Genomic DNA, 23,826 nt, shown 5'->3' on the forward strand with positions numbered 1-23,826 from the left:
GTCTGCCGCGAGGACTGGTGATCTGTGGCAAGGGTTGGGATAGGCGGCCGAGGGCATCGGCGCCGGTGGATGTGGCTGGGCTTCAGCGGTGCGGCGTTGCTGGTAGCCAGTCTGGTTTACGCGGTGCCGCAGCTGCTGGCTGGGCCCAAAGGCATGTCTGCTGCGGATACCGCCGGTCTGCTGGGGCTGCCGGTCGGTGTGGCGGCTCTGGTGGTTTCGGTGTCGGCCCAGCGCCACGCCCCGGAAGGTGGCCTGGCGGATCTTGCACGTGGCTGGGCGGCAACCTTGGCAGTACAGGTCAAGGAGACCGAGGAGCGGCAATGGCGGCAGCTTTTGGGTGACGACATCCAGCGCATCAATCTCGCCTTCACCGTGCAGCCGGTACCGGCTCGCGCCGCGACGGTACCTGCTGACTCGGGGCGCTTGTTCGATGGCACCCCGACCATCCCGGATGTAGTCACCTACTACCGGCAGACGCATCCGCGCCGCCTCGTCGTCACCGGTGCCGCGGGGGCCGGCAAGACCGTGCTGGTCCTGGAGCTGATGCTGGCCTTGCTCGAAGAGCGCGGTGCGGACGATCCGGTACCAGTACGCCTTTCCATGGCCGAGTGGGACACCACCGTCCCTCTGCGCGATCTGCTGGTCCACCAACTCGTTGACGTCTACGACTGGCCCGCCGCGATGGCCGGGGAACTCGTCCGACACAACCGCGTGCTTCCTGTGCTGGACGGGCTTGACGAGATGGATCCCACCCAACCGGACGGCATGCCCTCAGCGGAAGCCGCACGCGCCCTGGCAGCACTGCGCGCACTGAACACCTACCAGGAAGGCCGCACTGCCGGGCCCCTCATCCTGACCTGCCGCACCGCCCACTACGACGCCCTTACGTCTCGAATGCGACTGCTGGACGCCGCACGCATCGACATCGCCCCCGTCCCTCCACAGGACGCCTGCACCTACCTGCTACAACGCGCTGATGACCCCACGCGCTGGGCGCCGGTTCTGGAGGCACTGCGCGATGACTGGGCCGGTCCGTTGACGACCACGCTGTCGACTCCCTGGCGGCTGTGCCTCGCGGCGACCGTGTACGCCCGTGACGGCGATCCCGCCAACCTCCTCCGATACAGCACACCTGACGAGCTCGACGAGCACTTGCTGGCTCGGTTCATCCCCGCCGCCACAGCCCTCTACCCCGACCACTACGACGCTGCCAGGACACACCGGTGGCTCGCACGTCTCGCCACTCACCTCAACGCCCCGAACCCCGGACCCGACGTGAACCCGCCCCCGGACTCACGTCCGGGCACCGACCTGATACTCCACCAACTGTGGCCACTGGCCGGACGCCGACGTGTTCGTGCTGCCGACGCCCTGCTCACCACTTTCGCCGTTCTTCTGCCACCGCTCCTACTCACCCTGGTTCTCTTCGCTGTCCTGCCCGAGGAAGAGACGGCCCCTTTGCTCCTCTCTCCGCAACAGGCGGACCTCGCAGTCCCGGTCAGCGTGGCGCTGGTCTCTGTCTTCGCGGGACTTGGAGTTGCAAGGTCCAGGCAGCGCGCTCCTCGGCACATTCAGTGGTCACTGTTGTGGACACGCGACGGACTGCGGCGCTTCGCGGCAGGGCTGCGGCGTGGTCTGCTGGCAGGTGCCCTGTGGGGGTTGGCGGGCGGTTGCGCCCTCGACCTCCTGGCCTGGAGCTGGGAGGCCCTTCCTCCAGAGCAGTACATCAAGATGATCGGTTTCGGCGATTCCCCAGAGCTGCCAGGCTGGTTAGGGCTCCCCATGATCCTCCTCGCACTCGGAGTTCTGAGTGGGTTCGTGGGCGGCATCCTGAGTGGACTCGTAGACGGAGCCTCAGGTGAACCCTCCACAGCGAACAAGCCGCGCGGGATCATCCGAGGCACGCTCCCGCACGGCACTTTGGCCGGCCTGGCAAGTGGCTTCACCGGCGGGCTCGTAGGCTTTGTCCTAGCGAGCCTCATGATGCTGGTCGATGAAGATGCAAGCGGTTCCGGAGCAGGTATTGACATCCCTTTAGGGTCGATCCTGAGGCTTTTCTTGACCGGTGAATGGACGGAACTGTCGGTGGCACTGGGCGGGACGCACCCCAAGATCAACGGGGTGTATATAAACGAGGGTCTCCAGATTGCCAGCGGCTTGGTATTGGGGCTGACCGCCGCGCTCGCTGCCGGGTTGATCAGGATCGGGCTCACTCGCCGGTATCTGGTCTTCCTCATGTGCACCCGCGGCAAGCTGCCGTGGCGACTCGGTGCGTTCCTCGACTGGTGCTGCTCCGCCGGGATGATGCGTCTGTCGGGAACCGCCTACCAGTTCCGCCATCGCGAGCTTCAGCAGTGGCTAGGAGATCACCCCAGTCCCGGCGATGGCCGGGGGATCTGACAAGCGGGCCCGGAGGTCTGTTGTGCCCCGGCAGTGGCTTCGCGCCGAGGTAAGACGGCCGGGGGTAATAGACCGGGCCGGTAGCCGACGTCAATGACTGCCATCTGCCGCACGCCGGGATGCCCTGTGGTGGGACGACCGTTCACGGCTGCCTGCTCGGCATAGCCCAATCACCACCATCGCGCGTAGGCAGGGGGCGGCTACGATCAGGGTTCACATGCCAGCGGCATGTTCCGTTGATCATTGCAGGGTGATTCGGTGTGCATGCGTGGGATTCGAGGGGCAAGTGAAGATACTCAGGGAACCATCTCTGCCCACGGTCACACGTGTGGGGGTGTTTGCCTCGGACTCTTCTGCTAGATGGCGGTCCTTCACCGGCGTCCAGCTAATCGTCTCGTCTTCCCACTCGGTGCTTGCGATGGTCAGCAGTGGGTTCATTGGCGTGCCGCAGTCGCACACCACCTCGTATGGTCACTCGTCTCCCAGGTCGCATAGCCTCCGATCTTCCACCCAGGTGCCGTGGAGAGGTCAGTCTGATAGCGAGGCGCTCAGAATGCAGGGTTCAGGTACGTACTCGTCGTCACCGACCACCGCGGGGAGCGGGGGCTGTGTCAGGAGCTCACCGACTTGTGATGAGCTACGCCATTTGATGTGGATGCCCGGGGTCGCCAAATCGCCGTGTGCACTGAACGGGCACCACAGGACTTGGAGCAGATCGGCTCCCTCGGGTGCGGGGAGGCTTGGAACGTCCCGAGCGAAGATCTGTGTCAGGGGCAGCAACGGGACAGGAGCGGTGTCAGTAATCCCCGAGACGTGGTGGTGTCGCTCTAGCGTGGACAGCTGCTGGAGTTCTGCCGGGGTCGGTCCGTCACTTGCAGATCTGCGCCAAGCCGCCGCAAGTATGCGGCGCCACTCATGAACGTCTTCAACCTTTCGGCCCCGATCCCGTTCATGCGGTTCCTGACAGACCGGCCACGGTTCGTCGGCAGGCCACAGGAAGGGGCCGCCGACGGAACTGTCAGTGGGTCCAGGACTGCCGGGGCGAGGGTGAAGACGAATGCAGTCCCGTCGGTAGGATCTCAGTTCAGGGAAGACCGCTTCGATGTCCACCGGCCGGGGTGGAGTGGTCCGGGTCATTGTTCGCCTCACTTTACGGTCGGTCTACCTGGGTACAGGGATGCGTACGCCGGCGGCGGGGTTTTCCAGCGGCCGATGCAGGCTGAATCCGCGGTCACCGTGCGCCGAGATAGTGAGCCTGATAGCGCATGATCGGGGTGTTTACCGGGTTCTGCGTCAACGTGACCAGGTTTCGGTAACCGTTCTCCCCCGTTCCCGGCCCGCCGACTTTCTGGCCAGCAGGTGACCACGTACCTCGTTGAAGAGGCGACCGTCCCCGCGCCAGCCGGGCGGCCAGATGGAGGGCGCCGCTCCGGTACCGCCCTTCATTTTGTCCTTGCGGAGTGCCGCCCAAGCTCCGGTGGGGCGCCCGAGGTCGTCCAGTTAGCCAAATCGGACGCTGCCGTCCCACAGGTAGGCGTCCATGTCGAGGCATGCCTTGGGGACTAGCCCGAGCGGGTCGCTCCAGGTGTGGGGGTTGTGCGGGTAGGTGAGAGGGTTGGGGCGGGGGCAAGGCCGAGGGGATCGGGACTGGTGAAGCGGGCCGTGTCGGGGTCGTAGTGACGGAAGAGGTTGTCGTGCAGGCCGGTCTCGTGATCGGCGTGTTGGCCGGGGAAGCGCAGCGGGGTGTAGACGGACGCGTCGCGGTTCCAGGTGGTGGTGCCCCACAAGGTGGTGCGGGACTGCCCGGTGATGGAAGCCGACCTGAACAGCGCCCACATCCAACTCCAGGGCTACGCCGCCCCACCCCACAAGACCGGCATGCTGCCTCGCCTCCACGGCATACGCTGCACATCGTGCGACTCACCGGAGGTGCAGTTCACCGATGGGCCTCGTGCGGACTGCCGCGCCTGCGGAAAGCCCTTAAACACGAGGGGAGGCCACTGACCGCCGCCCCTCCGCGCGTCGCGGCGGAGGCGGAGCCTGAACCCGAGTCCGGGCCCCTTGCCGGAACCCGGGCCCCGACTAGTCCGGAAGACCCTCTGGGGGGGACAGCCGAAGGACACAGGGGCAAGGACAGTTGCGGAAAAGCAGGGATAGACAGCGGTTCGTGCGGCATCGAGGGTCTGAGCCCTCAGACCCCGCCCCGCTGGCGGACGGTAGAACCGCCCCGCCCCTTCACCACCTCCAGCTGCGCGTGCACCCGTCGTCGCAGGTCAGCGACGTGGCTGACGATGCCGACGCTGCGGTCCCGCTCGCGCAGGGAGTCCAGGACGTCGAGGACCTCGTCGAGGGTCTGGTCGTCGAGGCTGCCGAAGCCCTCGTCGATGAAGAGCGTGTCCAGGCGTACGCCGCCCGCCTCGTCCGTGACCACGTCGGCGAGGCCCAGCGCGAGCGCGAGCGAGGCGAAGAACGTCTCGCCGCCGGAGAGTGTCGCCGTGTCGCGTTCGCGGCCCGTCCACGCGTCGACGACGTGCAGGCCGAGGCCCGAACGGCCGCGCCCCGTACGGTCGTCGGAGTGCACGAGGGTGTACCGCCCCGATGACATCTGCCGCAGCCGGACCGTCGCGGCCGCCGCCACTTGTTCGAGGCGGGCGGCCAGCACGTACGACTCCAGGCGCATCCTGCGTTCGTTGTCCGCGGAGGTACCGGCGGCCAGCCCCGCGAGGCGTGCCACGCGGTCGTAGGCGGCGCGCAGCGGCGCGAGCCCGCGTGCCCCCGTGACGGTGCGGGCGGAGAGCCGGTCGAGTTCGGCGCAGCGCCCGACCGCGGCGTCGAGCGCGGACGCGGCGGCGCGCAGACGCCGGCCCGCGGCCTCGGCCGCCGCCCGCGCGCCGGGCAGATCGGCGGGGGGCCGCTGCGCGGCGGCGGCCGTGTCCGGTTCGGCGAGGACGGAGCGGACGGCGGATTCTTCGTGCCGCCAGTCGTCGATGCGGTGCTGGAGTTCGCGGTAGCGGGCGTCGTCGAGCAGGGCGGCGGCCGCGGCCTCCGGCGTGTCGAAGCCGGCGCGGAAGGCGGCGTCGGCGAGGCGCGCGTCCGCCGTCTTGAGCCGCTCGGCGGTGTCGGCCGCGGCGCGGGCGGCGTCCGCGGCCTCGGTGAGCAGTGCGGTCTGCCGCTCCAACTGGGCGGCACGGTCCGCGACGCTGCCGGTCCTCCCGCGCGCGTGGGCCAACTCGGCGCTCAGGGACTCCTGTTCGCGGTCCAGGGCCTCGCGCAAGGTGGCCCGTGACGCGGCGCGCCGCGCGGCCTCCTGCTGACCGGTGACCCGGTGGTCGTACTCACGCTCGGCCTGCGCGAGGGTTTCGCGCGCGGCGTGCAGTGCGGAGGCGCGGTCACGGGCCTCGGCGTGTTCCCGGCGCAACCCCGCGACGCGCGCGGCGAGTTCCTCGACGGTGGGTTCGTCACCCGTGAGTGCCTCGTCCGCACCGCCCCGCGCCGTCTCGGTGGCCGCCGCCAGCGATGCCTGTACGTCGCCGAGCACGCGTTCGGCGGCCGTGCGCGACTCCAGCGCGGCGCGGTGGGCGGCGAGCGCCTCCTCCTCGGCGCCCCGGTCCACGTGCCCGGCGGTCTTGCGCGCGGGGGCCGGGTGTTCCGTCGCTCCGCACACCGCGCACGGTTCGCCGTCCGTCAGGTGCGCGGCGAGTTCGGCGGCGATGCCCGCGAGGCGCTGTTCCTTGAGGGCGATCCAGTGCTCGTGGGTGGCGGTGGCGTGCTCGCGGGCGGTGAGGGCGCGCTCGTATGCCGCGGCCGCGTCCTGGGCCAGCCGGTCGCGGCGGCGGGCGGCGTCCAGACGGGTCTGCGCGGGTTCGAGGCGGCCGGCCAGTCGCTCGGCGTGCGTGGCGGCTTCCTGGGCGGACTCGACGCGGTCCTGGAGGGCGGTCCGGGTCGCCTCCCAGCCGTCGAGCCAGGCGGAGGCGTCCTGCGAGAGGTCGTCGTCGGCGCGCTCCTGCCGGTCCAGCGCGGCGCGTTCGGCGGTGATGTCGGCGAGCCGCTGTTCGGCGCGCCGGGCGGAGGCGAGGCCGCCCAGTTCCTCGGCGGCCTTGCGCGCGGCGGCGGCGAGCCCTGCCGCGCCCGCGGCCTCGAACGTCTCGGGCAGGTGGGCACGCGCGCGTGCCTCCTCCCGCGCCGCCCGGCGGTGTTCGGTCTCGGCGGCTTCACGCAGGGCGAGAGCGGGGGTGACCGCCTCGGCCTTACGGGCCCGCTCCAGGCGGTGCTCGCGCTCCCGCTGCTCCGCCTCGCGCGCGTGGAGCCGCGCGGCGCGCTCGCGCGCCTCGGCGAAGCGGACCTGCAACCGGTCGAGTTCAGCGGCGTCGGCGAGGCGGCGCTCGGCGGCGGCCTGCGCGGATTCGGCGGCGGCGAGCGCGCACTGGGCGATGGTGAGCCGCTCGCGCGCCCCGGTGCGGGCGACGGCGGCCCAGGTCAGGACCTGCGTCGCGAGCCCCGGGTCGCCGGGGGTGAGGGCGGGCAGGGGGATCTCGGTGTCCCGGCCGCCGTCCGCGGCGGCCTGCTGCATGCGGTGCGCGTCGGCGAGAAGCGCCGCGTCGCCCTCCTTGACCTCGGCCTCGGTGGTGCGCCGCTGCTCGGCGAGCCGCTGTTCGACGGCGGCGAACCTGCGGGTGTCGAAGAGGCGCCCGAGCAGCTTGCCGCGGGCCTCCGCGTCCGCGCGCAGGAAGCGCGCGAAGTCGCCCTGGGGCAGGAGCACGACCTGGCAGAACTGCTCCTTGCTCATGCCGAGCAGCTGGGCGATCTCCTCGCCGATCTCCTGGTGGGAGCGGCTCAGGTCCTTCCAGCCGCCCTCCGGCGTGCTCTCACGGAGCCAGCTCTGGGCCTTCTCCGTGGTCGTACCGATGCCGCGCTTCTTGGGTCGCTCCCATGGCGGCTGCCGAGTGATCTCCAACCGGCGCCCGGCGACGGTCAGTTCGAGGCACACCTCCGTGCGCGTGCCCTGCGGGGCGTGGTCACTGCGCAACGTCATGCCCTGGCCACTGCCCTGCCGTGCCCCCGGCACCGAGCCGTACAGGGCGTAGCAGACGGCGTCGAGCACGGACGTCTTGCCGGCGCCGGTCGGGCCGTGCAGGAGGAAGATCCCGGCAGCGGAGAGGGCGTCGAAGTCGACGTCCTGGGTGGTGCCGAAGGGCCCGAAAGCGGTGATGCGGAGCCGGTGGAGTCTCATCGGGCGACCTCGCGCAGGGTGTCTTCGGTGCGGACCGCGTCGAAGGCCGACCGCAGGACCGCCTGCTCGTGCGTGTCGGGCCCCGCGCCGCGCACATGGGCCACGAAGTCCTCGGCGATCTCCTGGTCGCTGCGTCCCTGGAGCCGCTCAGCGTACGAGACGTCCGGGTCGTCGGGTGCCCGGTCCGGGTCGAAGACGAGGCTGAGGGTGTGCGGGAAGCGCACGCAGAGGCGGGCCATGGGGTCGTCGGGCCGCACCGCGTCGGTGAGCGTGGCCTCCACCCATGCCTCCTCGTGCCGGGCGAGGGCCGGGTCGGCGAGCAGGTCGTCAAGGGTGCCCCTGATGCGGGCGAGGGCGCGCGGCACCGGGCAGTCGACACGCTCGGCCTCGATCTGCCCCTCGGGGCCGAGGTCGACCAGCCACATGCTCTTGCGGTGGTCGGCCTCGGAGAAGGAGTACGGGAGCGGGGAGCCGGAGTAGCGCACGCGCGGGCCGAGCGTCTGGCTGCCGTGCAGATGGCCGAGTGCGGCGTAGTCGACGCCTTCGAAGACGGCGGCCGGGACCGCCGCGACGCCGCCGACGGTGATGTCCCGCTCGCTGTCGCTGACCTGGCCGCCGCTGACGAAGGCGTGGGCGAGGACGACGGAGCGGGTCCCGGGGGCACGGTCGGCGAGGTCGGCCCGCACCCGCTCCATGGCGGCCGCGAGGACCGCCTCATGGCCCGCCTTGGCCACGCCGAACTCGTCCTTGACCAGGGCGGGTTCGAGGTAGGGCAGGCCGTAGAACGCCACGTCGCCGTGGCGGTCGGTGAGGAGCACGGGCTCCGCGCAGGCGGCCGGGTCGGTGCGCAGGTGGATGCCGGCGCGGTCGATGAGGCCGGCGCCGACGCCGAGGCGGCGCGCCGAGTCGTGGTTCCCGGAGATCATCACCGTGGGCACGCCGAGGTCCGCGAGCCGGTGCAGCGCGTCGTCGAACAGCTCGACGGCCGCCAGCGGCGGTACCGCCCTGTCGTACACGTCGCCGGAGACCACGACGGCGTCGACGTCGCGCTCGCGCACGGTCGACACCAGGTGACCGATGAAGGCGGCCTGGGCGTCGAGCATGTTCACGCGGTGGAACGATCGGCCCAGATGCCAGTCGGACGTGTGCAGCAGCCTCATGATCCCCGAGACTAACGGGCGGGTCGGACATCACGGGCGGCTACTCCTGTATCCGTCCGCATCCCTGGCCCCGGCGCCGCGGGGCCCCCGCGCGTCAGGCGTCTCCGTACGCCTCTCCCCCGAGCTCGAACTCCGCGCTGCCCGCCGTGACATCGGCCAGCCAGCCCCGGAAGACGTCCACGTCGGCGTCCGGGAGACCGATCTCGAGGGTGACGGCGTCGCCGTAACGGACGTCACGCACCTCGCGGCCCGCCGCCCGCAAATCGTTCTGCACCTTGCCCGCGCGCTGGTGGTCGACGGTGATGGTGACGAGGCGGAAGCGGCGGCGGGTGACGGTGCCGAGTGTGTCGAGCGCCTCACCGACCGCTCCCCCGTAGGCGCGGATGAGTCCGCCCGCGCCGAGCTTGACGCCTCCGTAGTAGCGGGTCACGACCGCGGCGACGTACCGCATGTCGCGGCGCATCAGCATCTGCAGCATCGGGACGCCCGCGGTGCCGCCGGGCTCGCCGTCGTCACTGGCCTTCTGGATCGCCGCGTCGGCCCCGATGACGTACGCGAAGCAGTTGTGGCTGGCCGTCGGGTGCTCCTTGCGGACGCGCGCGACGAAGTCCTGGGCCTCCCGCTCGGTGGCCGCGGGCGCGAGGGCGCACAGGAACCGCGAACGGTTGATCTCGGTCTCGTGCACGCCCTCGCGGGCCACTGTGCGGTACTCCTCCTGCATCACGCCAGCGTAGGCGCTCGGCAGGGGCCGCCCGTGCCGGAGGCGGCGCCGGGTGGCACAGGTCACTGTCCCCGCGCGGGCGCCGTCCGCCCGGTACGGTGATCTCTCGTGACGTCACCCTCGATACCTGTGCGCCAAGTCCCGGGATCTTCCGGCCCCTTGGCATCCCTGCTGTCCGCCGTGCCCGTCACCGTCATCGAGACCCACGATGATCCCGCCGACGCCGTCCTCTTCCCCGAGGAGGAGGCGGTGGTGGCGAACGCGGTGGCCAAGCGGCGCAACGAGTTCACCACCGTGCGGCACTGCGCGCGGACCGCCCTGAAGAGCATCGGCGTGCCGCCCGCCCCGATCCTGCCGGGCCAGCGGGGCGCGCCGCGCTGGCCGGCCGGGGTCGTCGGCAGCATGACGCACTGCGCCGGCTACCGCGCGGCGGTCGTGGCCCGTGCCGACGAGGTGACCTCGCTCGGCGTCGACGCGGAGCCGGGCGAGCCGCTGCGGGACCCCGATGTCCTTGGGCTGATCGCCGACGAGACGGAGCGTGCGGCACTGGCCGACCTGGGCGCCCGCCATCCGGGCACGCCCTGGGACCGGCTGCTGTTCAGCGCCAAGGAGTCCGTCTACAAGACGTGGTTCCCCCTGACCGGCCGCTGGCTCGGCTTCGAGGAGGCGCGGGTGGAACTGGACCCGGCCGGGAGGTTCACGGCGCGGCTGCTCGTGGCGGGGCCCGTGGTGGACGGCGTCGAGCTGAAGATGTTCTCGGGTCAGTGGATCGTCCGCGACGGGATAGCCGCCACGGCGATCGTCCTGCCGGTGCCGCCGCCCGCGGCCCGGTAGGCGTCTCGCAGGCTCAGGGCCCGGTACCGGCGTGGACGACACAGGCACGCGCGCGTGCCTGTGTCAGTGCTCCGCAAGCTCCTCCCGGGATCTGACGTCCTGATCCGTCAGGATGAGGAACTCCCGCTCATGCGCGGTGAGCACCTTGAGGAACCCCGGCTCGGCCTGCATCACGTACCCCCGAAGATCCTCGCCGCCACGCATCTCGATCCGCTCCAGAGGCACCCACGGAGTGGTGATCGTCGCGGCGCCGAGCAGCATCGCCAGACCGGCCAGCGCCACGAGATGCCGAGTGGCCCAGAAGGCGGCCCTCCTCAGCCGTCCCCCGGCCCGTACGCCGTAACCGATCCCGAGGACCAGCCCGCCGACCGCGGCCATCAGCAGCACCACCCACCAGCTGTGGAAGGTCCCCACGTACGCGACGACGGCCACGACCGCGATCAGCAGCAGCATCGCGCCCGCCAGGTCGGGCCGCTCGGCCGGCCGGCCCTCCTCCCGCGCACGGTTCCTGGCCTCCCGCAGGGCCCGCGCCTCCAGGACGAGGCGCAGGACGGCGACCGGCAGGAGGAGGGCGAGGAAGAGCACCGAGGCGAACGAGTCGGCCATCACGGTGCCGAGGACGAGGCCGATGGTGTCGTCGAGATCGAGGGTGTGGAGCACTGCGAACGCGGTGTGCCAGTCGTAGCCGGAGACGGCGAACAGCCGCAGGAGGAGAAAGGCGAACGCGGCAGTGGTCACCGTGAGCCCCGCGCCGTGCCCGTCCGTTTCGGTCTCGTGAGATGCCATGGGTGCCTGAAGGCCTTTCCTGTGCGGTGGCGGGTCGGCGGGGTTCGGCGAGGCCGCGCGGCACCACCGGACGGGTCAGTCGTCCATAGCCTGATACAGCGTCGTCCAGAAGTCGTGGATGAGCCGCGCCGGGTCCGGGGTGGACATCCCCACCTGGGTGAGCAGGATTCCGGTGAGCTGCTGGTCCGGATCGGCGTACGCCGTGGTGCCGGTGCCGCCGTCCCAGCCGAACTGGCCGACGGACGCGTAGTCGCCGCGGTAGGTGCGTACCGCCATCCCGCAACCCCAGCCGCCGTGCTGCCCTTGGCCGAACGACACATGGACGTTGTCGCGGGCCAGTGCCTCTCGTACGGTCTGCTGCTCGGGCGTGAGGCGGTTGGTGGTCATCAGCTGGACGGCCGGCCGGGACAGGACGCGCTCCGTCCCGTGCGTCCCCTGGTTCAGCAGCATCCGGAAGTACGCGTGGTAGTCGTCGACGGTGGAGACGAGCCCGCCGCCGCCCGCGGAGAACGCCGGAGGCCGGCTGTACCGTCCGCCCGCCGCCTCGTCCCACACGACGAACTCGCCGCTTCGCGGATCGGGGGCATAGCTGGGCGGCAGCCGGTCGAGCTGGTCGGCGGGCACGTGGAAACCGGTGTCCTTCATCCCCAGCGGATCAAGGACGCGTTCGCGCAGGAACTGTTCGAACGGCTGCCCGGTGACCCTGGCGACCAGCACACCGAGCACGTCGTGGCTTATGTGGTACTGCCAGCGCTCGCCCGGCTGGTACATCAGCGGAAGCGTGCCGAGGCGGCGCATCCACTCGCCCGGTTCGGGCGCGGGCTCCCCTCCCTGGCTCCAGATCGCCTGCTCGAAAATGGCGGCCTGGATCGGGGTGCCGAGCGTCGTCACGTCCATGCCGAGCCCGAACGTCGAGGTCATCAGGTCCCGCACGGTGATCGGCCGCCGCGCGGGAACGGTGTCGTCCAGAGGGCCGTCGGCACGCTTCAGCACCTGGCGGTCTGCCAGCTCGGGCAGCCAATGATCCACCGGGTCGTCGAGGCGCAGCCTGCATTCGTCGAGCAGGATCATCACCGGCGCCATGGTGACCGGCTTGGACGTGGACGCCATCCGAAAGATGGTGTCGCGGCGCATCGGCGCGCCGCCGTCATGGCGCATCGTGCCGATCGCCTCGACGTGGGTCTCGTCCCCCCGGCCGACCAGGGCGACGAGCCCGGGGATCTTCCCGGAGTCGACGTGCCGTGCCAGCACGTCACGCACTCTGCGCAGTCCTGCTGCGGAGAAGCCGCGGGTGGTTGTTGTCATCAGGAGTCTCCTTGTGCACGCATCACGGCGTGCCGGGTGCGGCGCGCGTGGTGCGGAGTACGGGTACGGGGTGCGGAGTACGGGTACGGGGTGCCGTCACGCGGCGTCGAGAGCCTCGGTGATCTTGCGGGTCATCGCGGTCATGGCGGGGGTGGGCCCACCCTTGCGTGCGCGGGAGGCCGCTTCGAGGGCGACCTCGATGGTGGCGCGGAAGTTGTCCGCCTCCGCCGGGGCCTGCTTCTTGAGCAGGTCCATGGCCGCGGTGAGGGCGGGCAGCACCTGGTCGGCGAGCGCGGCCACGGACTTGCCGTGCAGGTTCCCGATCTTCGACTTCTCGGCGAGTACGTGTCCGACCGGGCCGGTCGCGGAAGCCAGGGCGAGGGAACCGTGCGTGGCGATCTTGTGCGGCGAGCCGGCGGCGTCGGCGGCGGCCAGCAGCGAGACGGCGCCGTATGCGGCGGTCCGCAGGACGTTCTTGTCCTGGACGGAGAGGGTCAGGGGCAGGGTGACAGACATGGTGGCGTGCCTTTCGGTGCGACGAGTGGAGAGTGAGTGCGGTCCCGGGGATCCCTGGAGGGCCGATGACTCAAAGATCTCCGCCGGGCCTGTCAGCCGTCTGTCACGCCTCTGACACGACCACTGACACCGCCCCCGCCGTGTCACGCACCGCCGCGCCTCGTCTCGCACCGCCCCGCCGCGTCACGCTCCCCCGGCCGTCCTGTACGTGGCCCGGCCTGCCAGCCACGTGCCCAGTACGCGTGCGTGGCGGATCGCCATGGGGTCGAGCGCGCGGGGGTCGTCGGAGAGCAGGACCAGGTCGGCGGGGGCGCCGGGCGTCACATGCGACCGGTCGTCGGCGCCGGCCTGGTGGGCCACCCCGGAGGTGGCCGCCGTCAGCGCCTGTTCGACGGTGAGCCGCTGGTGGGGAATCCATCCCCCTTCCGGGTCCCCCGCGAACGTACGCCTGGTGACGGCCACTTGGATGCCTTCCAGCGGGAGGTGCGAGCTGACGGGCCAGTCGCTGCCGAAGGAGAGCCGCACGCCGTCCCGTGCCAGCTCGCCCATGGGGTACTGCAGGCCCGCCCGGTGTGCGCCGATCCTCGGGATGGACAGCTCGGTCTGGAGCGGGTCCGGCTGGGCCCACAGGGGTTCGAAGTTGGCGATGACGCCGAGGGCGGCGAAGCGGGGCAGGTCCGCCGGGTCGACCACTTGAACGTGGGTGATCACCGGGCGCCGGTCCCAGGCGGCGTTGCCGACGACCGCGGACTCGATGGCGTCGAGCGCCGCACGTATGCCCGCGTCGCCGATCGCGTGGATGTGCGTCTGGAAGCCCGCGGCGTCGAAGGCGCGCACGGCCTCGGCGAGCGCGTGGGGCTCCCACACGGGCATGCCGCAACTGTGCGGCGCGTCCACGTAGGGGGCGAGCATCGCGGCCGTACCGCCCTCGATGACGCCGTCGCTGAAGAACTTCACCGTCCGTGCGGACAGCAGGTCACCGCCCTCCGCGGCCACGCGCGCGCGTGCCTCGGCGAACGGCTTCAGTTGCGCACGCCACCGGTCGGGGTCGGCGCGCTGGGCGAGGTCGACGCGGACGGTCAGGGCGCCGCGCCGGGCGGCGGCCAGGTAGGCGTCCACCATCTCCGGTTCCACCCAGGCGTCCTGGACCCAGGTGATGCCCGCGCGCGCGTACGCGTGGCCGGCGCGGCGCAGCGCCTCGACGAGTTCGTCCACCGAGCGTGCCGGGACCTGGTCGAGCACGAGGTCGCAGGCATGCCATTCGCGCAGCGTGCCGAGGGGCGAACCGTCACGGCGGCGCACGATCCGGCCGAGGCGCGGCTCCGGGGTCGTCTCCGTCACGCCGGACCTGCGCAGGGCCTCGGTGTTGCACCACAGGGTGTGGTAGTCGTGGGCCCGCAGGACGACGGGCCGGTCGGGCACCGCCGCGTCCAGCCAGCGCGCGTCGAACTCGCCGTCCGGTGCGAGTGAGGGGTCGTAGGACGCGCCGACGATCCACTCGGCCTCGGGATGAGCGGCCGCCCACCGCCCGACCTCGGCGACGATCAAGTCGACCGAGTCCAACTCCTTGATCTGCGGCCCGAAGCTCTCCAGGCCCCCGAAGAGGGGGTGGGCGTGGCCGTCTCCGAAGGCGGCCATCAGCAGTCCGCCCCCGATGTCGACGACCTCGTCGGCCGTGGCGGCGAGGGCCCGGGCCTCGTCACCGAGCGCGAGAATCCGGCCGTCGCGCACGGCGAGCGCCGGGGTGTCCGTCTGAGGGTCACTGCCGGTGCGGATCGCGCCGAGGAAGACCAGGGTTGTCGTCGCCGTCATGGTCATGGTGTCGCTTCCTCCCGGTGAGGTCAGGTGCATCGCGTGCGGTACCCCCGGTGTAGGTCCGGGTGCGGGCTCAGAGGCGTTCGGCGTCCAGCGTCGTCAGCCGCTCGTAGGAAGCCGGATCGCGCCTCTTGATCCGCAGCGCCAGGGCCACGCCGGCCCCGAACAGCACCGGCAGCGGAAGGATCAGCGCGGCGTTCACTCCCGCGGAGGCTCCGGTGAGGAGATCGAGGTGGGCGCAGACCAGGACGATCATGACCGCGAGGCCCGCACAGGCGACCAGGGGCGCGGCGACGACCCGCCAGGCCGGCATGGCGCGCCGGTCGCGGCGGAAGAAGCCGTGCACGGCGAGGGCGGCGAGCGCCTGCATGAGCATCACGCCGAGGATGCCGGAGCCGTTGCTCCACAGGAACGTGACGCTGTACGGGTCGGCCCCGCCGACCACCGTCGCGACGATCACGGCGAGGGCCGTGGCCGACTGCGTGACCACCGCGGCGGCGGGCGCCCGCGTCTTCGCGGAGACGGTACCGAGGCGGGCCGGCAACAGGTTCTCCCGGCCGAGCGCGTAGAAGTAGCGGGCGGCGCCGTTGTGGAAGGCCAGCGTGGCGGCGAAGGTGCTGGTGATGATCAGCACGTGCATGGAGTCCGCGGCCCAGCCGCCGGTGAAACGTTCGGTGGCGGTGAAGACCATGTCGGCGCCGCCCTTGCCGTTCGCGACCTCTTGGGCGCGATCGCTCTGGCTTCCGTACGCGTTGATGATCATCCAGACGGTGAAGGTGTAGAAGAGCGCGAGGAACGCCACGGCCACGTAGGTGGCGCGCGGCACGGTCCGCTCGGGACGGCGGGCCTCTTCCGCGTAGATCGCGGTCGCCTCGAAGCCGACGAAGGCGCCGATGGCGAGGACGAACATGCCGCCGACCCCCGACTCGCCGAGGCGCGTGGGCGAGAGCGACCCGAGGCCGAGGCCCTGGGGGCCACCGCCGTGCGCGAGGACGCCCGCCTCGAAGGCGAGCAGCACCAGGACCTCCAGGACCAGCGCGGTGCCGAGGACTCCGGCGCTCAGGGTCACCTTGAGATAGCCGAGCACCCCGATGGCGACCAGTCCGCCCAGCGACCAGAGCCACCAGGGAACTCGGGTCCCGGTGAGGTCTTCGAAGCCCGCCTCCGTGAACCAGCCGAAGGCGGCGAGCAGTCCCACCTCGATCGCGTTGTACGAGAAGAGCGCGACGTAGGCGGCGCCCGCGCCCATGGGCCGGCCGATGCCTTTGCCGATGTAGGCGTAGAACGCACCGGCGTTGCGCACGAAGCGGCTCATCGCGGTGAAGCCCGCGGCGAAGACGATCAGCAGCAGCCCGGAGAGCAGATAGCCGAGCGGGGCCGCCCGGCCGGCCATGCCGATGGCCAGCGGGGCGACGCCCGCCATGACCGTCAGCGGGGCAGCGGCTGCCACCACGAAGAAGACCAGGTCGCCGGTACCCACGGCGCCGTCCCTGAGGCCACGGGAGGAGGCGGTGGGAGGCGGGGGCGGTGCGGAGGAAGGGGGTGCGGTCACGCGCCCGCAGAGTACGGTCCCGGCGAAGCGTCTGGGAAGAGGGCGCGGGCCTTGGCCGGACGCCCCCGCGGCACGGGCGCACGCGTACCGCGACGCGTCCGCGCCCACCACGATCACGCCTTCCGCCGGTCGGGAACTTCTCGCCCCGGCTGCTAGTTTCTACTCTGTTGTAGAAATTGGCGAGGCCGCGGTCGCACGTAAGGCGGCCGTGGTGCGCGCCAACCCCCTTGCTACATCGACCTGATACACCGATACATCGATACGTTTATGGAGTTCTCCATGGCCCTGTGGGACCGCGTCAAGGAATCCGCATCGACGATGCAGACCCAGCTGATGGCGAAGAAGAACGACCTCAAGAGCGGCGCCTTCCGCGACGCGAGCATGGCGATGTGTGCCCTCGTGGCGGCCGCCGACGGGACCGTGGACCCGGCCGAGCGCCAGCGCGTGGCCCAGCTCATCGGCACGAACGAGGTGCTGCAGAACTTCCCGGCGGACGACCTCCGGAGCCGTTTCGACGCCTACGTGGACAAGCTGACCGCCGACTTCGCGTTCGGCAAGGTGAGCGTCCTCCAGGAGGTCGCCAAGGCGAGGAAAAAGCCCGCGGAGGCCCGTGCGGTCATCCAGATAGGCATCGTCATCGGCGGCGCCGACGGCGACTTCGACAAGGACGAGCAGGCCGTGGTCCGCGAGGCCTGCTTCGCGCTCGACCTGCCGCCGCACGAATTCGACCTCTAGCCCACCGCCGCGCGGACCGGCTTTCCCGGCCGGTCCGCCGACTCCGCCCCCGACTCCATCGCCGACCCCATCGCCGATGAGCCCGCACGGCGGATCGGAGCGGCACGACGCCTCAAAGGCGGCACGACGCCTTAAAGCGGTGTCGCCGCGCGCAGGATGAGGACCATCGTCACCGCGGAGTTCGCCGACGACATCGCCGACACCACGGTGCCGAACGCCGCGCCCCACAGGGCCAGTCCCACCGCCGTGAACAGGGAGGGCCGGGTGCGGGCCGCGGGCGCCGGGGCGAGCAGCGCGGCGACCCGGCGCGGCACCGGTCCCAGCGCGGCGAGCCCCGCCAGCGTCGGCGCCGGAACGCCGCGCGAGACCAGGGCCGCCTTGCCGATCGCACGGGCGACGACCCGCCGGTCCCGCACGGCCCGCGCCGCCGCCTCGTCGGCCCACCGCTCCGCGGTGAAGGCGACGGAGGTGCGCAAGGGCCGCAGGAAGGGGTTGGCGCGGGCCGCCAACTGCGTGATCAGCAGGTGCCGGTGGTGCCGCGCGGCCAAGTGGGCCCGCTCGTGCGCGAACAGCGCGCGTCGCTCCGGCGCCGCGAGCCGCTCCAGCATGCCGGTGGTGACCACGACCCGGCCGCCGCCCCGCGTCGGCAGGGCGTAGGCGTACGACGCCTCGTCACGGAGTACGGCGACCGAGGTGCCGGGCAGCGTCGCGAGGGCCCGGCGTCCCTGGCGGCGTACCCGCGCGTGCCGCCCCACCGTCCGCGCTGCCGCCGCGCACACGGCGAGCAGCGCCGGGATCGCGGCCTTCCCCGCCACCTCGTCGTAGGGGACGGCGGCCCGCACCTCGGGGTCGGACCAGCCGTCCGGCAGGGGGTTGCCCGGCAGTTGGGCGGTCCCGACGACCATGAGGAGCGCCAGGCAAAGTGTGCTGCACACGGCCATCACGCCGGCGACGGCAGTGAGCACGCGCGTGGCGGTGCGCGGGTGGAGGTGCTGCTCGGCGAGGCGGGCGACGGGCCATGCGGTCAGCGGCAGCACGAGGGGCAGGAAGACGAAGACGCCCATCAGGCAAGAGCTCCCATCGGGCGTCAGTCGTCCGACTCGGCGCCCGCCCGCCCGAGCAGCTCGCGCAGGAGCTGCTCGTCGTCGGGCGTCAGCGTCGTGACGAAGCTGGCGAGGACGGCCTCGCGGTCGCTCTCGCCGTCGAGCACCTTGCGCATGCGGAACGCCGCGAGCCCCGCCTCGTCGGAGGCGGGGGTCCACGCGAACGACCGGCCCGCGCGCTCCCGCGCCACCACGTCCTTGGCGAGGAGGCGGGTGAGGATCGTCATCACCGTCGTGTACGCGAGGTCGCCGCCGATCCGCTCCTGCACCCAGGCGGCGCTGACGGGGCCGCGGGCGGCGTGCAGCGCGGCGAGCACCTGCTGTTCCAGTTCTCCCTGTGCGCGGCGGCGCAGCCGTGGCCGGCGCTCCTCGCGGTCGTCGTGCTGCTCCATGCCCGGGCTCCCTCCGGCCTCCTGGTGCTCCGCGGCGGTCGGGAGCGCCACATCGTAACGGTCCCGTCCCGCCCCATCTCCTTCTACACTCCTGTAGATTCTACGGAACGGGCAGGAACCGAACTTCAGGAGGACATCGTGGGAGTTTCGCTGGCCAAGGGCGGCAACGTCTCGCTCAGCAAGGAGGCCCCCGGCCTCACCGCCGTACTGGTCGGTCTGGGCTGGGACGTGCGCACGACGACGGGCACGGATTACGACCTGGACGCCAGCGCGCTGCTCTGCGACGACTCCGGGAAGGTCGTCTCCGACCAGCACTTCGTCTTCTACAACAACCTCACGAGCCCGGACGGTTCGGTCGAGCACACCGGTGACAACCTCACCGGTGAGGGCGAGGGCGACGACGAGGCCGTGAAGGTGAACCTCGCGCAGGTCCCCGCCGAGATCAAGAAGATCGTCTTCCCGGTGTCGATCCACGACGCGGAGAACCGCGGCCAGAGCTTCGGCCAGGTCCGCAACGCCTTCATCCGTGTCGTGAACCAGGCGGACGGCGTCGAGATCGCGCGCTACGACCTCTCCGAGGACGCCTCGACGGAGACCGCCATGGTCTTCGGCGAGCTGTACCGCCACGGCGCGGAGTGGAAATTCCGCGCGGTCGGTCAGGGTTATGCCAGTGGACTGCGGGGCATCGCGTCGGACTTCGGCGTGAACGTCTGACCGAAGTCCCTGACGGCACGCGGCCGCGACCCTTGAGGAGGCAGGTTCATGTACGGCGACCAGGAGACGGTGCGCAAGATCCTGACGGAGCTGGGGGACACCTGGGCCGTCGTGGGCCTGTCCGCCAACCGCGACCGCGCGGCGTACGGCGTCGCGGCCGTCCTGCAGCGCTTCGGCAAGCGCGTCGTGCCGATCCATCCCAAGGCGGAGACGGTCCACGGCGAGCAGGGCTATCCGTCCCTGTCCGCCGTGCCGTTCAAGGTCGATGTCGTCGACGTGTTCGTCAACAGCGGCCTGGCGGGCCAGGTCGCCGACGAGGCCGTGGCCGCCGGGGCCGCCGCGGTGTGGTTCCAGCTCGGCGTGGTCGACGAGGCGGCGTACGAGCGCACGCGCGCGGCGGGCCTGGACATGGTCATGGACCGCTGCCCGGCCATCGAGATCCCGCGGCTCGGCTAGGCGCGGGGCCCACGGCCCGGCTTCAGAACGGCTTCGCGGGCCAGTCGAGCAGGCGCGCGCCGATCACCGCGGTCTGCAGCGTGTAGCGGTGCACGGGGTCCGACGGGTTGGCGCCCGTCAACTGGTGGATGCGTTCCAGGCGGTAGGTCAGGGCGCGCACGCTCAGCGCCAGCCTGCGGGCGGCCTCCGCCGCGACGCAGCCCGAGTCGAAGTAGGCGGCGAGCGTGTCGATGAGCGGTTGCGCGCCGCCCCGGGCCTGGTGCAGCGGACCGAGCGTATTCACCACCAGGTCGGCCATGGCCTGCCGGTCGCGGGTCAGGACGGGGTAGACGAGCAGGTCGGCGGCGCGCAGGACGGGCTCGTCGATCTCCAGCCGCTCGGCGAGGTCCAGGGCGTTCAGCGCTTCCTCGTACGACTGGACGACGCCGCCGGGGCCGGGCTGCGGGCGGCCGATGGCGACACGTCCACCGCCGGTGGCGGCGTACGCCTGCTTGGCGAAGAACCGCAGCACCTCGTCCTGGTCGCCGGGGGCGACGCACACCAGGCGGCCGTCCTTGGTGGTCAGCAGGATGCTGCGGTCTCCGAACCGGCCGATCAGCGCGCGCTCGACCTCGCGGGGCACGGGGTGTCCCTCTTCGTAGCCGCTCGGGCCCTGCGCGACGGCGACCGCGTGCTCGTAGGACAGGCGCAGGCCGAACCGTTCCGCGCGTTCGGCGAGCAGGCCGAGGTCGCTGCGGCCGTAGAGCAGGTCGTCGATGAACTCCCGCCGGGCCGCCTCCTCTTGGCGTACGGCGAGGCGCTGGGCGCGTTCGTACCCCTCGGCGAAGGCGTCCACGGCCTGCTCGGCTGCGGCCAGCACGCTGTCGGCGCGGACCGTCCGTGAGGCGGGCCAGTGCGCGCGGGTGGCCGCGAGGTGCGCGCCGACCAGGGCCCGCAGGCCGTGCCCCGCGTCGGCCGCCCGCTCCCCCAGCGCGCGCCGCGAGTCCAACTCGTCGCGGGTCAGCCGCCGTCCCGTCGACGAGGCGGCGGCGAGGATGTGGGCATAGCCGTCGAGATACTCCTCCGGTATGTCCTGCTCCGCCATGCCCGCCCCTGTCGCCTCGATGGATCGTTGATGTCTTCAACGGTTGATGCCTTTTTAACGCATACCGGGTGGACGGGCCGAACTGGGCCGGAATAATCGGCGCACGCACGTAGTTGGGCACGGCATGCCTCTGACTGGAGATTACGAGCCCGGTACGTGGGACTGGGCGAGCAAGCAGGCCGAGCTGTACGAGAGCTCCGGCGGGACCGAGGGCACGACGTTGAAGGGCAAGCCCGTCATCGTGCTGACGTCGCTCGGCGCCAAGAGCGGAAAGCTGCGCAAGAACCCTCTGATGCGCGTGGAGCACGGCGGGGAGTACGCGGTGGTGGCGTCCAAGGGAGGCGACCCGGCGAACCCGTCCTGGTACCACAACCTCGTGGCGCACCCGCTGGTGGAGCTGCAGGACGGCCCGGTGAAGAAGGACTACCGCGCGCGGATCGCCACCGGCGAGGAGCGGCAGGTCTGGTGGGAGCGGGCGGTCGCGGTGTGGCCGGACTACAGCGACTACCAGAAGAAGACGAGCCGCGAGATCCCGCTCTTCGTCCTGACGCCCGTCGAGGCCTGAGCCGCGAGCCGTCGCGTCGGCGCCAGGCCTCCTTCTGGCGCCGACGCGCGCGGCAGGCGCGGAGGTTCGCCGCGTTGCCCCAGGCCTTCACTGCGTGCCGGACGCCGCTGTTGGCCTTGAGACGGCGGACGGGGCGGTGTGGTTCCAGGCGTACGATGCCGCCCTCACCGAGCCGAAGCGCGGCCTGCCCGGTGGCCGTCGCCCACGCGGCGGCGGCCTCTGCCGCCGGGCGGCTGTCCGACGCGCCCCGCCCCACCCACCGCCTCGACCCGCCCCGCACCCCTCCCCTCGGCCCACCGGGTCACGACGCGTCCGCCGCCTCCCCCACCAGCTCCTCGACGACACCCTTGTCCAGTGCCGCCCGGACAAGCGCCGCCGCCAAGGCCGCCGGGTCGCTGTCCCCGGCGAGGCGGACCAGTTCGGCCGGATCATCGGGGAGGCCGAGGCGCCGCGCGCCCTGCAAGGCCTTGTCGCCGAGGCGTGGCGCCACGGCCGGCCACACCCGCTGCACCTCGCGCAGGAAGATGTCGGCGCCCATGGGTCCGAGGCCGGGCACCTTCTGGAGCTGCCGGCTCAGTTCCCCGTCGTCGCCCGCCGCGTCCCGCAGGCGGCGCAGGTCGCCGCCGTAGTCCCGCAGGACCAGTTCGGCGCCCTCGCCGAGCTGGGTGGAGGTCCGCTCATCGTAGCGCCGGTAGCCGCCCCGGCCCAGCGCGTCGACGCGGGCCTGCCACGACGCGTCGGCCATGCGCCGCGCGTCGCGCATCCCGGCGTCGAAGAGCTCCCTGGCCGACGCCACCGCCACGGTGCTGCGGATGCGGGCGCTCAGCAGGACGGACAGGACGAGGAGCTGGTACAGCGGCTGCGGCGTGTCCCGCAGCCGGATGCCGGCGTCCTCGGCATAGGTGGTGCCGTGGGCGTCGAGCAGCGCCCGGACGACGGACGGGGCACGGCGGCGTCGGTCGGCCATGGTTCTCCTCACGGTCGGGATCTCCCTCAGCGTTCCGGGTCCCCCTGCCCATGATGGCCGACGTGTGCACCTCTGGCCTGCGGGTACACAGCCGCTTCGACCCCAGCAGAAGGAGCAAACGTGGCTGTACGCCAGAAGAACGTGTTCGTGATCGGTCTGGACGAGGCCAACCTGCCCACCCTGCACGCCGTCCCGCACGCGGAGGACTGCCGTTTCCACCCGCTGCTCTCGATCGAGGAGCTGCAGGGCGGCGAGGTCTCCGTACCGGAGCTGATGGAGAAGGCGCAGAAGATACTTGACGCGTTCGACGGCAGCATCGACGCGATCGTCGGTTACTGGGACTTCCCGGTCAGCACGATGGTCGCGATGCTGGGCGACCGGTACGGCACCCGCAGCACCAGCCTGGAGTCGGTCGTCAAGTGCGAGCACAAGTACTGGAGCCGCCTGGAGCAGCAGAAGGTGATCGAGGAGCATCCGCGCTTCGGCCGGGTGGACCTGGCGGCGGACACCCCGAGGCCGCCGGAGGGCGTGCGCTTCCCGATGTGGCTCAAGCCCGCCCTGTCGTACTCCTCCAAGCTCGCCTACAGCGTGAAGAACGAGGAGGAGTTCGCCGCGGCCGTGGCCAGGATCAAGGAGGGCATCGGCACGGTCGGCCGGCCCTTCGAGCACATACTCGACCAGATCGAGGTGCCCGAGGAGATGGCGGGCATCGGCGCTCAGGTCTGTCTCGCCGAGGAGGCGCTCTCCGGCATCCAGGTCGCGGTCGAGGGGTACGTCCACCGGGGTGAGGTCACCGTCTACGGCGTGCTGGACTCCATCAATTACCCGGACTCCTCGTGTTTCCTGCGCCATCGGTACCCGTCCACGCTCCCGGAGCCGGTGGTGCGGCGCCTGCACGACGTGTCGGAGCGGGTGATGCGGCAGATCGGCATGGACGACGCGACCTTCAGCATCGAGTACTTCTACGACCCCGGTACGGACGAGCTGAACCTGCTGGAGATCAACCCCCGGCACTCGCAGGCCCACGCGGAGCTGTTCGAGTACGTCGACGGCGTCCCCAACCACCACTGCATGGTCAGCCTCGCCTTCGGTGAGGACCCGAAGCTGCCGCACCGCGAGGGGCCCTGCGCGACGGCTGCCAAGTGGTACTACCGGTGGTTCGCCGACGGCGTGGTGCACAACGTGCCGACGCGCGAGGAGCTCGACCGCATCGAGAGCGAGATCGGCGACGTCCGGATCGAGGTGCTGGTCGAGGAGGGCCAGCGGCTGTCCGACGCCGGTCACCAGGACAGCTACAGCTACGAGCTGGCCCACTTCGCCATCGGCGGTGACGACGAGGAGGACGTGCGGCGCAAGTACGACCGGTGCGTGGCCGCGCTCGGCCTCACCTTCGACGAGACGGAGCCCGGCGGCCGCGACGTCACCAACGACTAGCGGCACCCGATACCCCCTGGCCCCGCCTGCCCGGCGGAGGAAGCAACCGAGAGGATG

At 71.4% G+C, this 23,826-nt stretch carries 19 protein-coding genes and 1 pseudogene; 7 read left to right on the forward strand and 13 right to left on the reverse strand.

The features are described 5' to 3' along the window. Positions 1-69: 69 nt before the first annotated feature. Positions 70-2,400, forward strand: a complete 2,331-nt coding sequence (locus J2N69_RS02205) for an NACHT domain-containing protein (protein WP_230899184.1) — start codon at positions 70-72, stop codon at positions 2,398-2,400. A gap of 1,557 nt (positions 2,401-3,957) precedes the next feature. Here J2N69_RS02205 and J2N69_RS02215 read toward each other — a convergent pair. The 4 genes and pseudogenes from J2N69_RS02215 to J2N69_RS02230 form a co-directional block, all read right to left on the reverse strand. After that, positions 3,958-4,202: pseudogene (locus J2N69_RS02215) on the reverse strand (RHS repeat-associated core domain-containing protein); the annotation flags it as partial. 389 nt (positions 4,203-4,591) lie between these two features. Next, complete coding sequence (locus J2N69_RS02220; RefSeq protein ID WP_230899185.1) at positions 4,592-7,630, reverse strand: AAA family ATPase; 3,039 nt, start codon at positions 7,628-7,630, stop codon at positions 4,592-4,594. After that, the gene (locus tag J2N69_RS02225) at positions 7,627-8,790 is read right to left on the reverse strand and encodes an exonuclease SbcCD subunit D (protein WP_230899186.1); all 1,164 of its coding nucleotides are present in this window, start codon (positions 8,788-8,790) and stop codon (positions 7,627-7,629) included. The genes J2N69_RS02220 and J2N69_RS02225 overlap by 4 nt, the downstream gene beginning before the upstream one ends. A gap of 94 nt (positions 8,791-8,884) precedes the next feature. After that, on the reverse strand, positions 8,885-9,511 hold the full coding sequence (locus J2N69_RS02230) for a YigZ family protein (protein ID WP_230899187.1): 627 nt from the start codon (positions 9,509-9,511) through the stop codon (positions 8,885-8,887). A gap of 159 nt (positions 9,512-9,670) precedes the next feature. Here J2N69_RS02230 and J2N69_RS02235 point away from each other — a divergent pair, with 159 nt between their 5' ends. Continuing rightward, positions 9,671-10,345 (forward strand): 4'-phosphopantetheinyl transferase family protein, encoded by a 675-nt coding sequence (locus J2N69_RS02235; protein WP_269075586.1) that lies wholly within the window; start codon positions 9,671-9,673, stop codon positions 10,343-10,345. A 63-nt stretch (positions 10,346-10,408) separates the two neighbouring features. Here J2N69_RS02235 and J2N69_RS02240 read toward each other — a convergent pair whose 3' ends face one another. The 5 genes from J2N69_RS02240 to J2N69_RS02260 all read right to left on the reverse strand — a co-directional run bounded on the left by J2N69_RS02240 (position 10,409) and on the right by J2N69_RS02260 (position 16,319). Beyond that, positions 10,409-11,131, reverse strand: coding sequence for a hypothetical protein (locus tag J2N69_RS02240; RefSeq protein ID WP_230899188.1), 723 nt, complete (start codon positions 11,129-11,131; stop codon positions 10,409-10,411). A gap of 75 nt (positions 11,132-11,206) precedes the next feature. Continuing rightward, complete coding sequence (locus tag J2N69_RS02245) at positions 11,207-12,436, reverse strand: serine hydrolase domain-containing protein (protein ID WP_230899189.1); 1,230 nt, start codon at positions 12,434-12,436, stop codon at positions 11,207-11,209. Between the two features lie 96 nt (positions 12,437-12,532). Next, the gene (locus J2N69_RS02250; protein ID WP_230899190.1) at positions 12,533-12,952 is read right to left on the reverse strand and encodes a hypothetical protein; all 420 of its coding nucleotides are present in this window, start codon (positions 12,950-12,952) and stop codon (positions 12,533-12,535) included. 183 nt (positions 12,953-13,135) lie between these two features. Continuing rightward, positions 13,136-14,770, reverse strand: coding sequence for an amidohydrolase (locus J2N69_RS02255; protein ID WP_230899191.1), 1,635 nt, complete (start codon positions 14,768-14,770; stop codon positions 13,136-13,138). A gap of 70 nt (positions 14,771-14,840) precedes the next feature. Beyond that, entirely contained in the window at positions 14,841-16,319 is a 1,479-nt protein-coding gene (locus J2N69_RS02260) for an APC family permease (protein ID WP_230899192.1), read from the reverse strand. Positions 16,320-16,598: 279 nt separating this feature from the next. On the opposite strand from J2N69_RS02260, the gene J2N69_RS02265 reads away from it, so the two are divergent. Next, a complete protein-coding gene (locus tag J2N69_RS02265) occupies positions 16,599-17,054 on the forward strand; it encodes a tellurite resistance TerB family protein (protein ID WP_127911840.1) in 456 nt (151 codons plus the stop codon). Positions 17,055-17,185: 131 nt separating this feature from the next. On the opposite strand, the gene J2N69_RS02270 is transcribed toward J2N69_RS02265, so the two are convergent. After that, entirely contained in the window at positions 17,186-18,118 is a 933-nt protein-coding gene (locus tag J2N69_RS02270; RefSeq protein ID WP_230899193.1) for a M56 family metallopeptidase, read from the reverse strand. A 23-nt stretch (positions 18,119-18,141) separates the two neighbouring features. Further along, a complete protein-coding gene (locus J2N69_RS02275) occupies positions 18,142-18,549 on the reverse strand; it encodes a BlaI/MecI/CopY family transcriptional regulator (RefSeq protein WP_230899194.1) in 408 nt (135 codons plus the stop codon). Between the two features lie 138 nt (positions 18,550-18,687). Here J2N69_RS02275 and J2N69_RS02280 point away from each other — a divergent pair, with 138 nt between their 5' ends. Then, positions 18,688-19,263, forward strand: coding sequence for a TerD family protein (locus J2N69_RS02280; protein WP_127913281.1), 576 nt, complete (start codon positions 18,688-18,690; stop codon positions 19,261-19,263). Between the two features lie 48 nt (positions 19,264-19,311). Continuing rightward, positions 19,312-19,719, forward strand: coding sequence for a CoA-binding protein (locus tag J2N69_RS02285; protein ID WP_230899195.1), 408 nt, complete (start codon positions 19,312-19,314; stop codon positions 19,717-19,719). 22 nt (positions 19,720-19,741) lie between these two features. Here the strand turns inward: J2N69_RS02285 and J2N69_RS02290 are convergent, their stop codons facing one another. Beyond that, a complete protein-coding gene (locus tag J2N69_RS02290; RefSeq protein ID WP_230899196.1) occupies positions 19,742-20,803 on the reverse strand; it encodes a PucR family transcriptional regulator in 1,062 nt (353 codons plus the stop codon). A gap of 124 nt (positions 20,804-20,927) precedes the next feature. Between J2N69_RS02290 and J2N69_RS02295 the strand changes: the two genes are divergently transcribed. Continuing rightward, positions 20,928-21,368 carry a nitroreductase family deazaflavin-dependent oxidoreductase gene (locus J2N69_RS02295; RefSeq protein WP_230899197.1) on the forward strand — a complete coding sequence of 147 codons (441 nt, stop codon included), beginning with the start codon at positions 20,928-20,930 and terminating at the stop codon, positions 21,366-21,368. Positions 21,369-21,669: 301 nt separating this feature from the next. On the opposite strand, the gene J2N69_RS02300 is transcribed toward J2N69_RS02295, so the two are convergent. After that, positions 21,670-22,335 (reverse strand): endonuclease, encoded by a 666-nt coding sequence (locus J2N69_RS02300; RefSeq protein WP_230899198.1) that lies wholly within the window; start codon positions 22,333-22,335, stop codon positions 21,670-21,672. A gap of 120 nt (positions 22,336-22,455) precedes the next feature. Here J2N69_RS02300 and J2N69_RS02305 point away from each other — a divergent pair, with 120 nt between their 5' ends. Continuing rightward, positions 22,456-23,769, forward strand: coding sequence for an ATP-grasp domain-containing protein (locus tag J2N69_RS02305; protein ID WP_230899199.1), 1,314 nt, complete (start codon positions 22,456-22,458; stop codon positions 23,767-23,769). Positions 23,770-23,826: the final 57 nt, after the last annotated feature.

It is taken from the genome of Streptomyces huasconensis (assembly GCF_021028635.1).
Taxonomy (GTDB): Bacteria; Actinomycetota; Actinomycetes; order Streptomycetales; family Streptomycetaceae; genus Streptomyces; species Streptomyces huasconensis.

Excerpts from the sequence above, each read along its gene's own strand:
- J2N69_RS02205 (WP_230899184.1), top strand. The coding sequence starts at position 70 with ATGTGGCTGGGCTTCAGCGGTGCGGCGTTGCTGGTAGCCAGTCTGGTT.
- J2N69_RS02220 (WP_230899185.1), bottom strand. The coding sequence starts at position 7,630 with ATGAGACTCCACCGGCTCCGCATCACCGCTTTCGGGCCCTTCGGCACC.
- J2N69_RS02225 (WP_230899186.1), bottom strand. The coding sequence starts at position 8,790 with ATGAGGCTGCTGCACACGTCCGACTGGCATCTGGGCCGATCGTTCCAC.
- J2N69_RS02230 (WP_230899187.1), bottom strand. The coding sequence starts at position 9,511 with ATGCAGGAGGAGTACCGCACAGTGGCCCGCGAGGGCGTGCACGAGACC.
- J2N69_RS02240 (WP_230899188.1), bottom strand. The coding sequence starts at position 11,131 with ATGGCATCTCACGAGACCGAAACGGACGGGCACGGCGCGGGGCTCACG.
- J2N69_RS02245 (WP_230899189.1), bottom strand. The coding sequence starts at position 12,436 with ATGACAACAACCACCCGCGGCTTCTCCGCAGCAGGACTGCGCAGAGTG.
- J2N69_RS02250 (WP_230899190.1), bottom strand. The coding sequence starts at position 12,952 with ATGTCTGTCACCCTGCCCCTGACCCTCTCCGTCCAGGACAAGAACGTC.
- J2N69_RS02255 (WP_230899191.1), bottom strand. The coding sequence starts at position 14,770 with ATGACCATGACGGCGACGACAACCCTGGTCTTCCTCGGCGCGATCCGC.
- J2N69_RS02265 (WP_127911840.1), top strand. The coding sequence starts at position 16,599 with ATGGCCCTGTGGGACCGCGTCAAGGAATCCGCATCGACGATGCAGACC.
- J2N69_RS02270 (WP_230899193.1), bottom strand. The coding sequence starts at position 18,118 with ATGGGCGTCTTCGTCTTCCTGCCCCTCGTGCTGCCGCTGACCGCATGG.
- J2N69_RS02275 (WP_230899194.1), bottom strand. The coding sequence starts at position 18,549 with ATGGAGCAGCACGACGACCGCGAGGAGCGCCGGCCACGGCTGCGCCGC.
- J2N69_RS02285 (WP_230899195.1), top strand. The coding sequence starts at position 19,312 with ATGTACGGCGACCAGGAGACGGTGCGCAAGATCCTGACGGAGCTGGGG.
- J2N69_RS02290 (WP_230899196.1), bottom strand. The coding sequence starts at position 20,803 with ATGGCGGAGCAGGACATACCGGAGGAGTATCTCGACGGCTATGCCCAC.
- J2N69_RS02295 (WP_230899197.1), top strand. The coding sequence starts at position 20,928 with ATGCCTCTGACTGGAGATTACGAGCCCGGTACGTGGGACTGGGCGAGC.
- J2N69_RS02300 (WP_230899198.1), bottom strand. The coding sequence starts at position 22,335 with ATGGCCGACCGACGCCGCCGTGCCCCGTCCGTCGTCCGGGCGCTGCTC.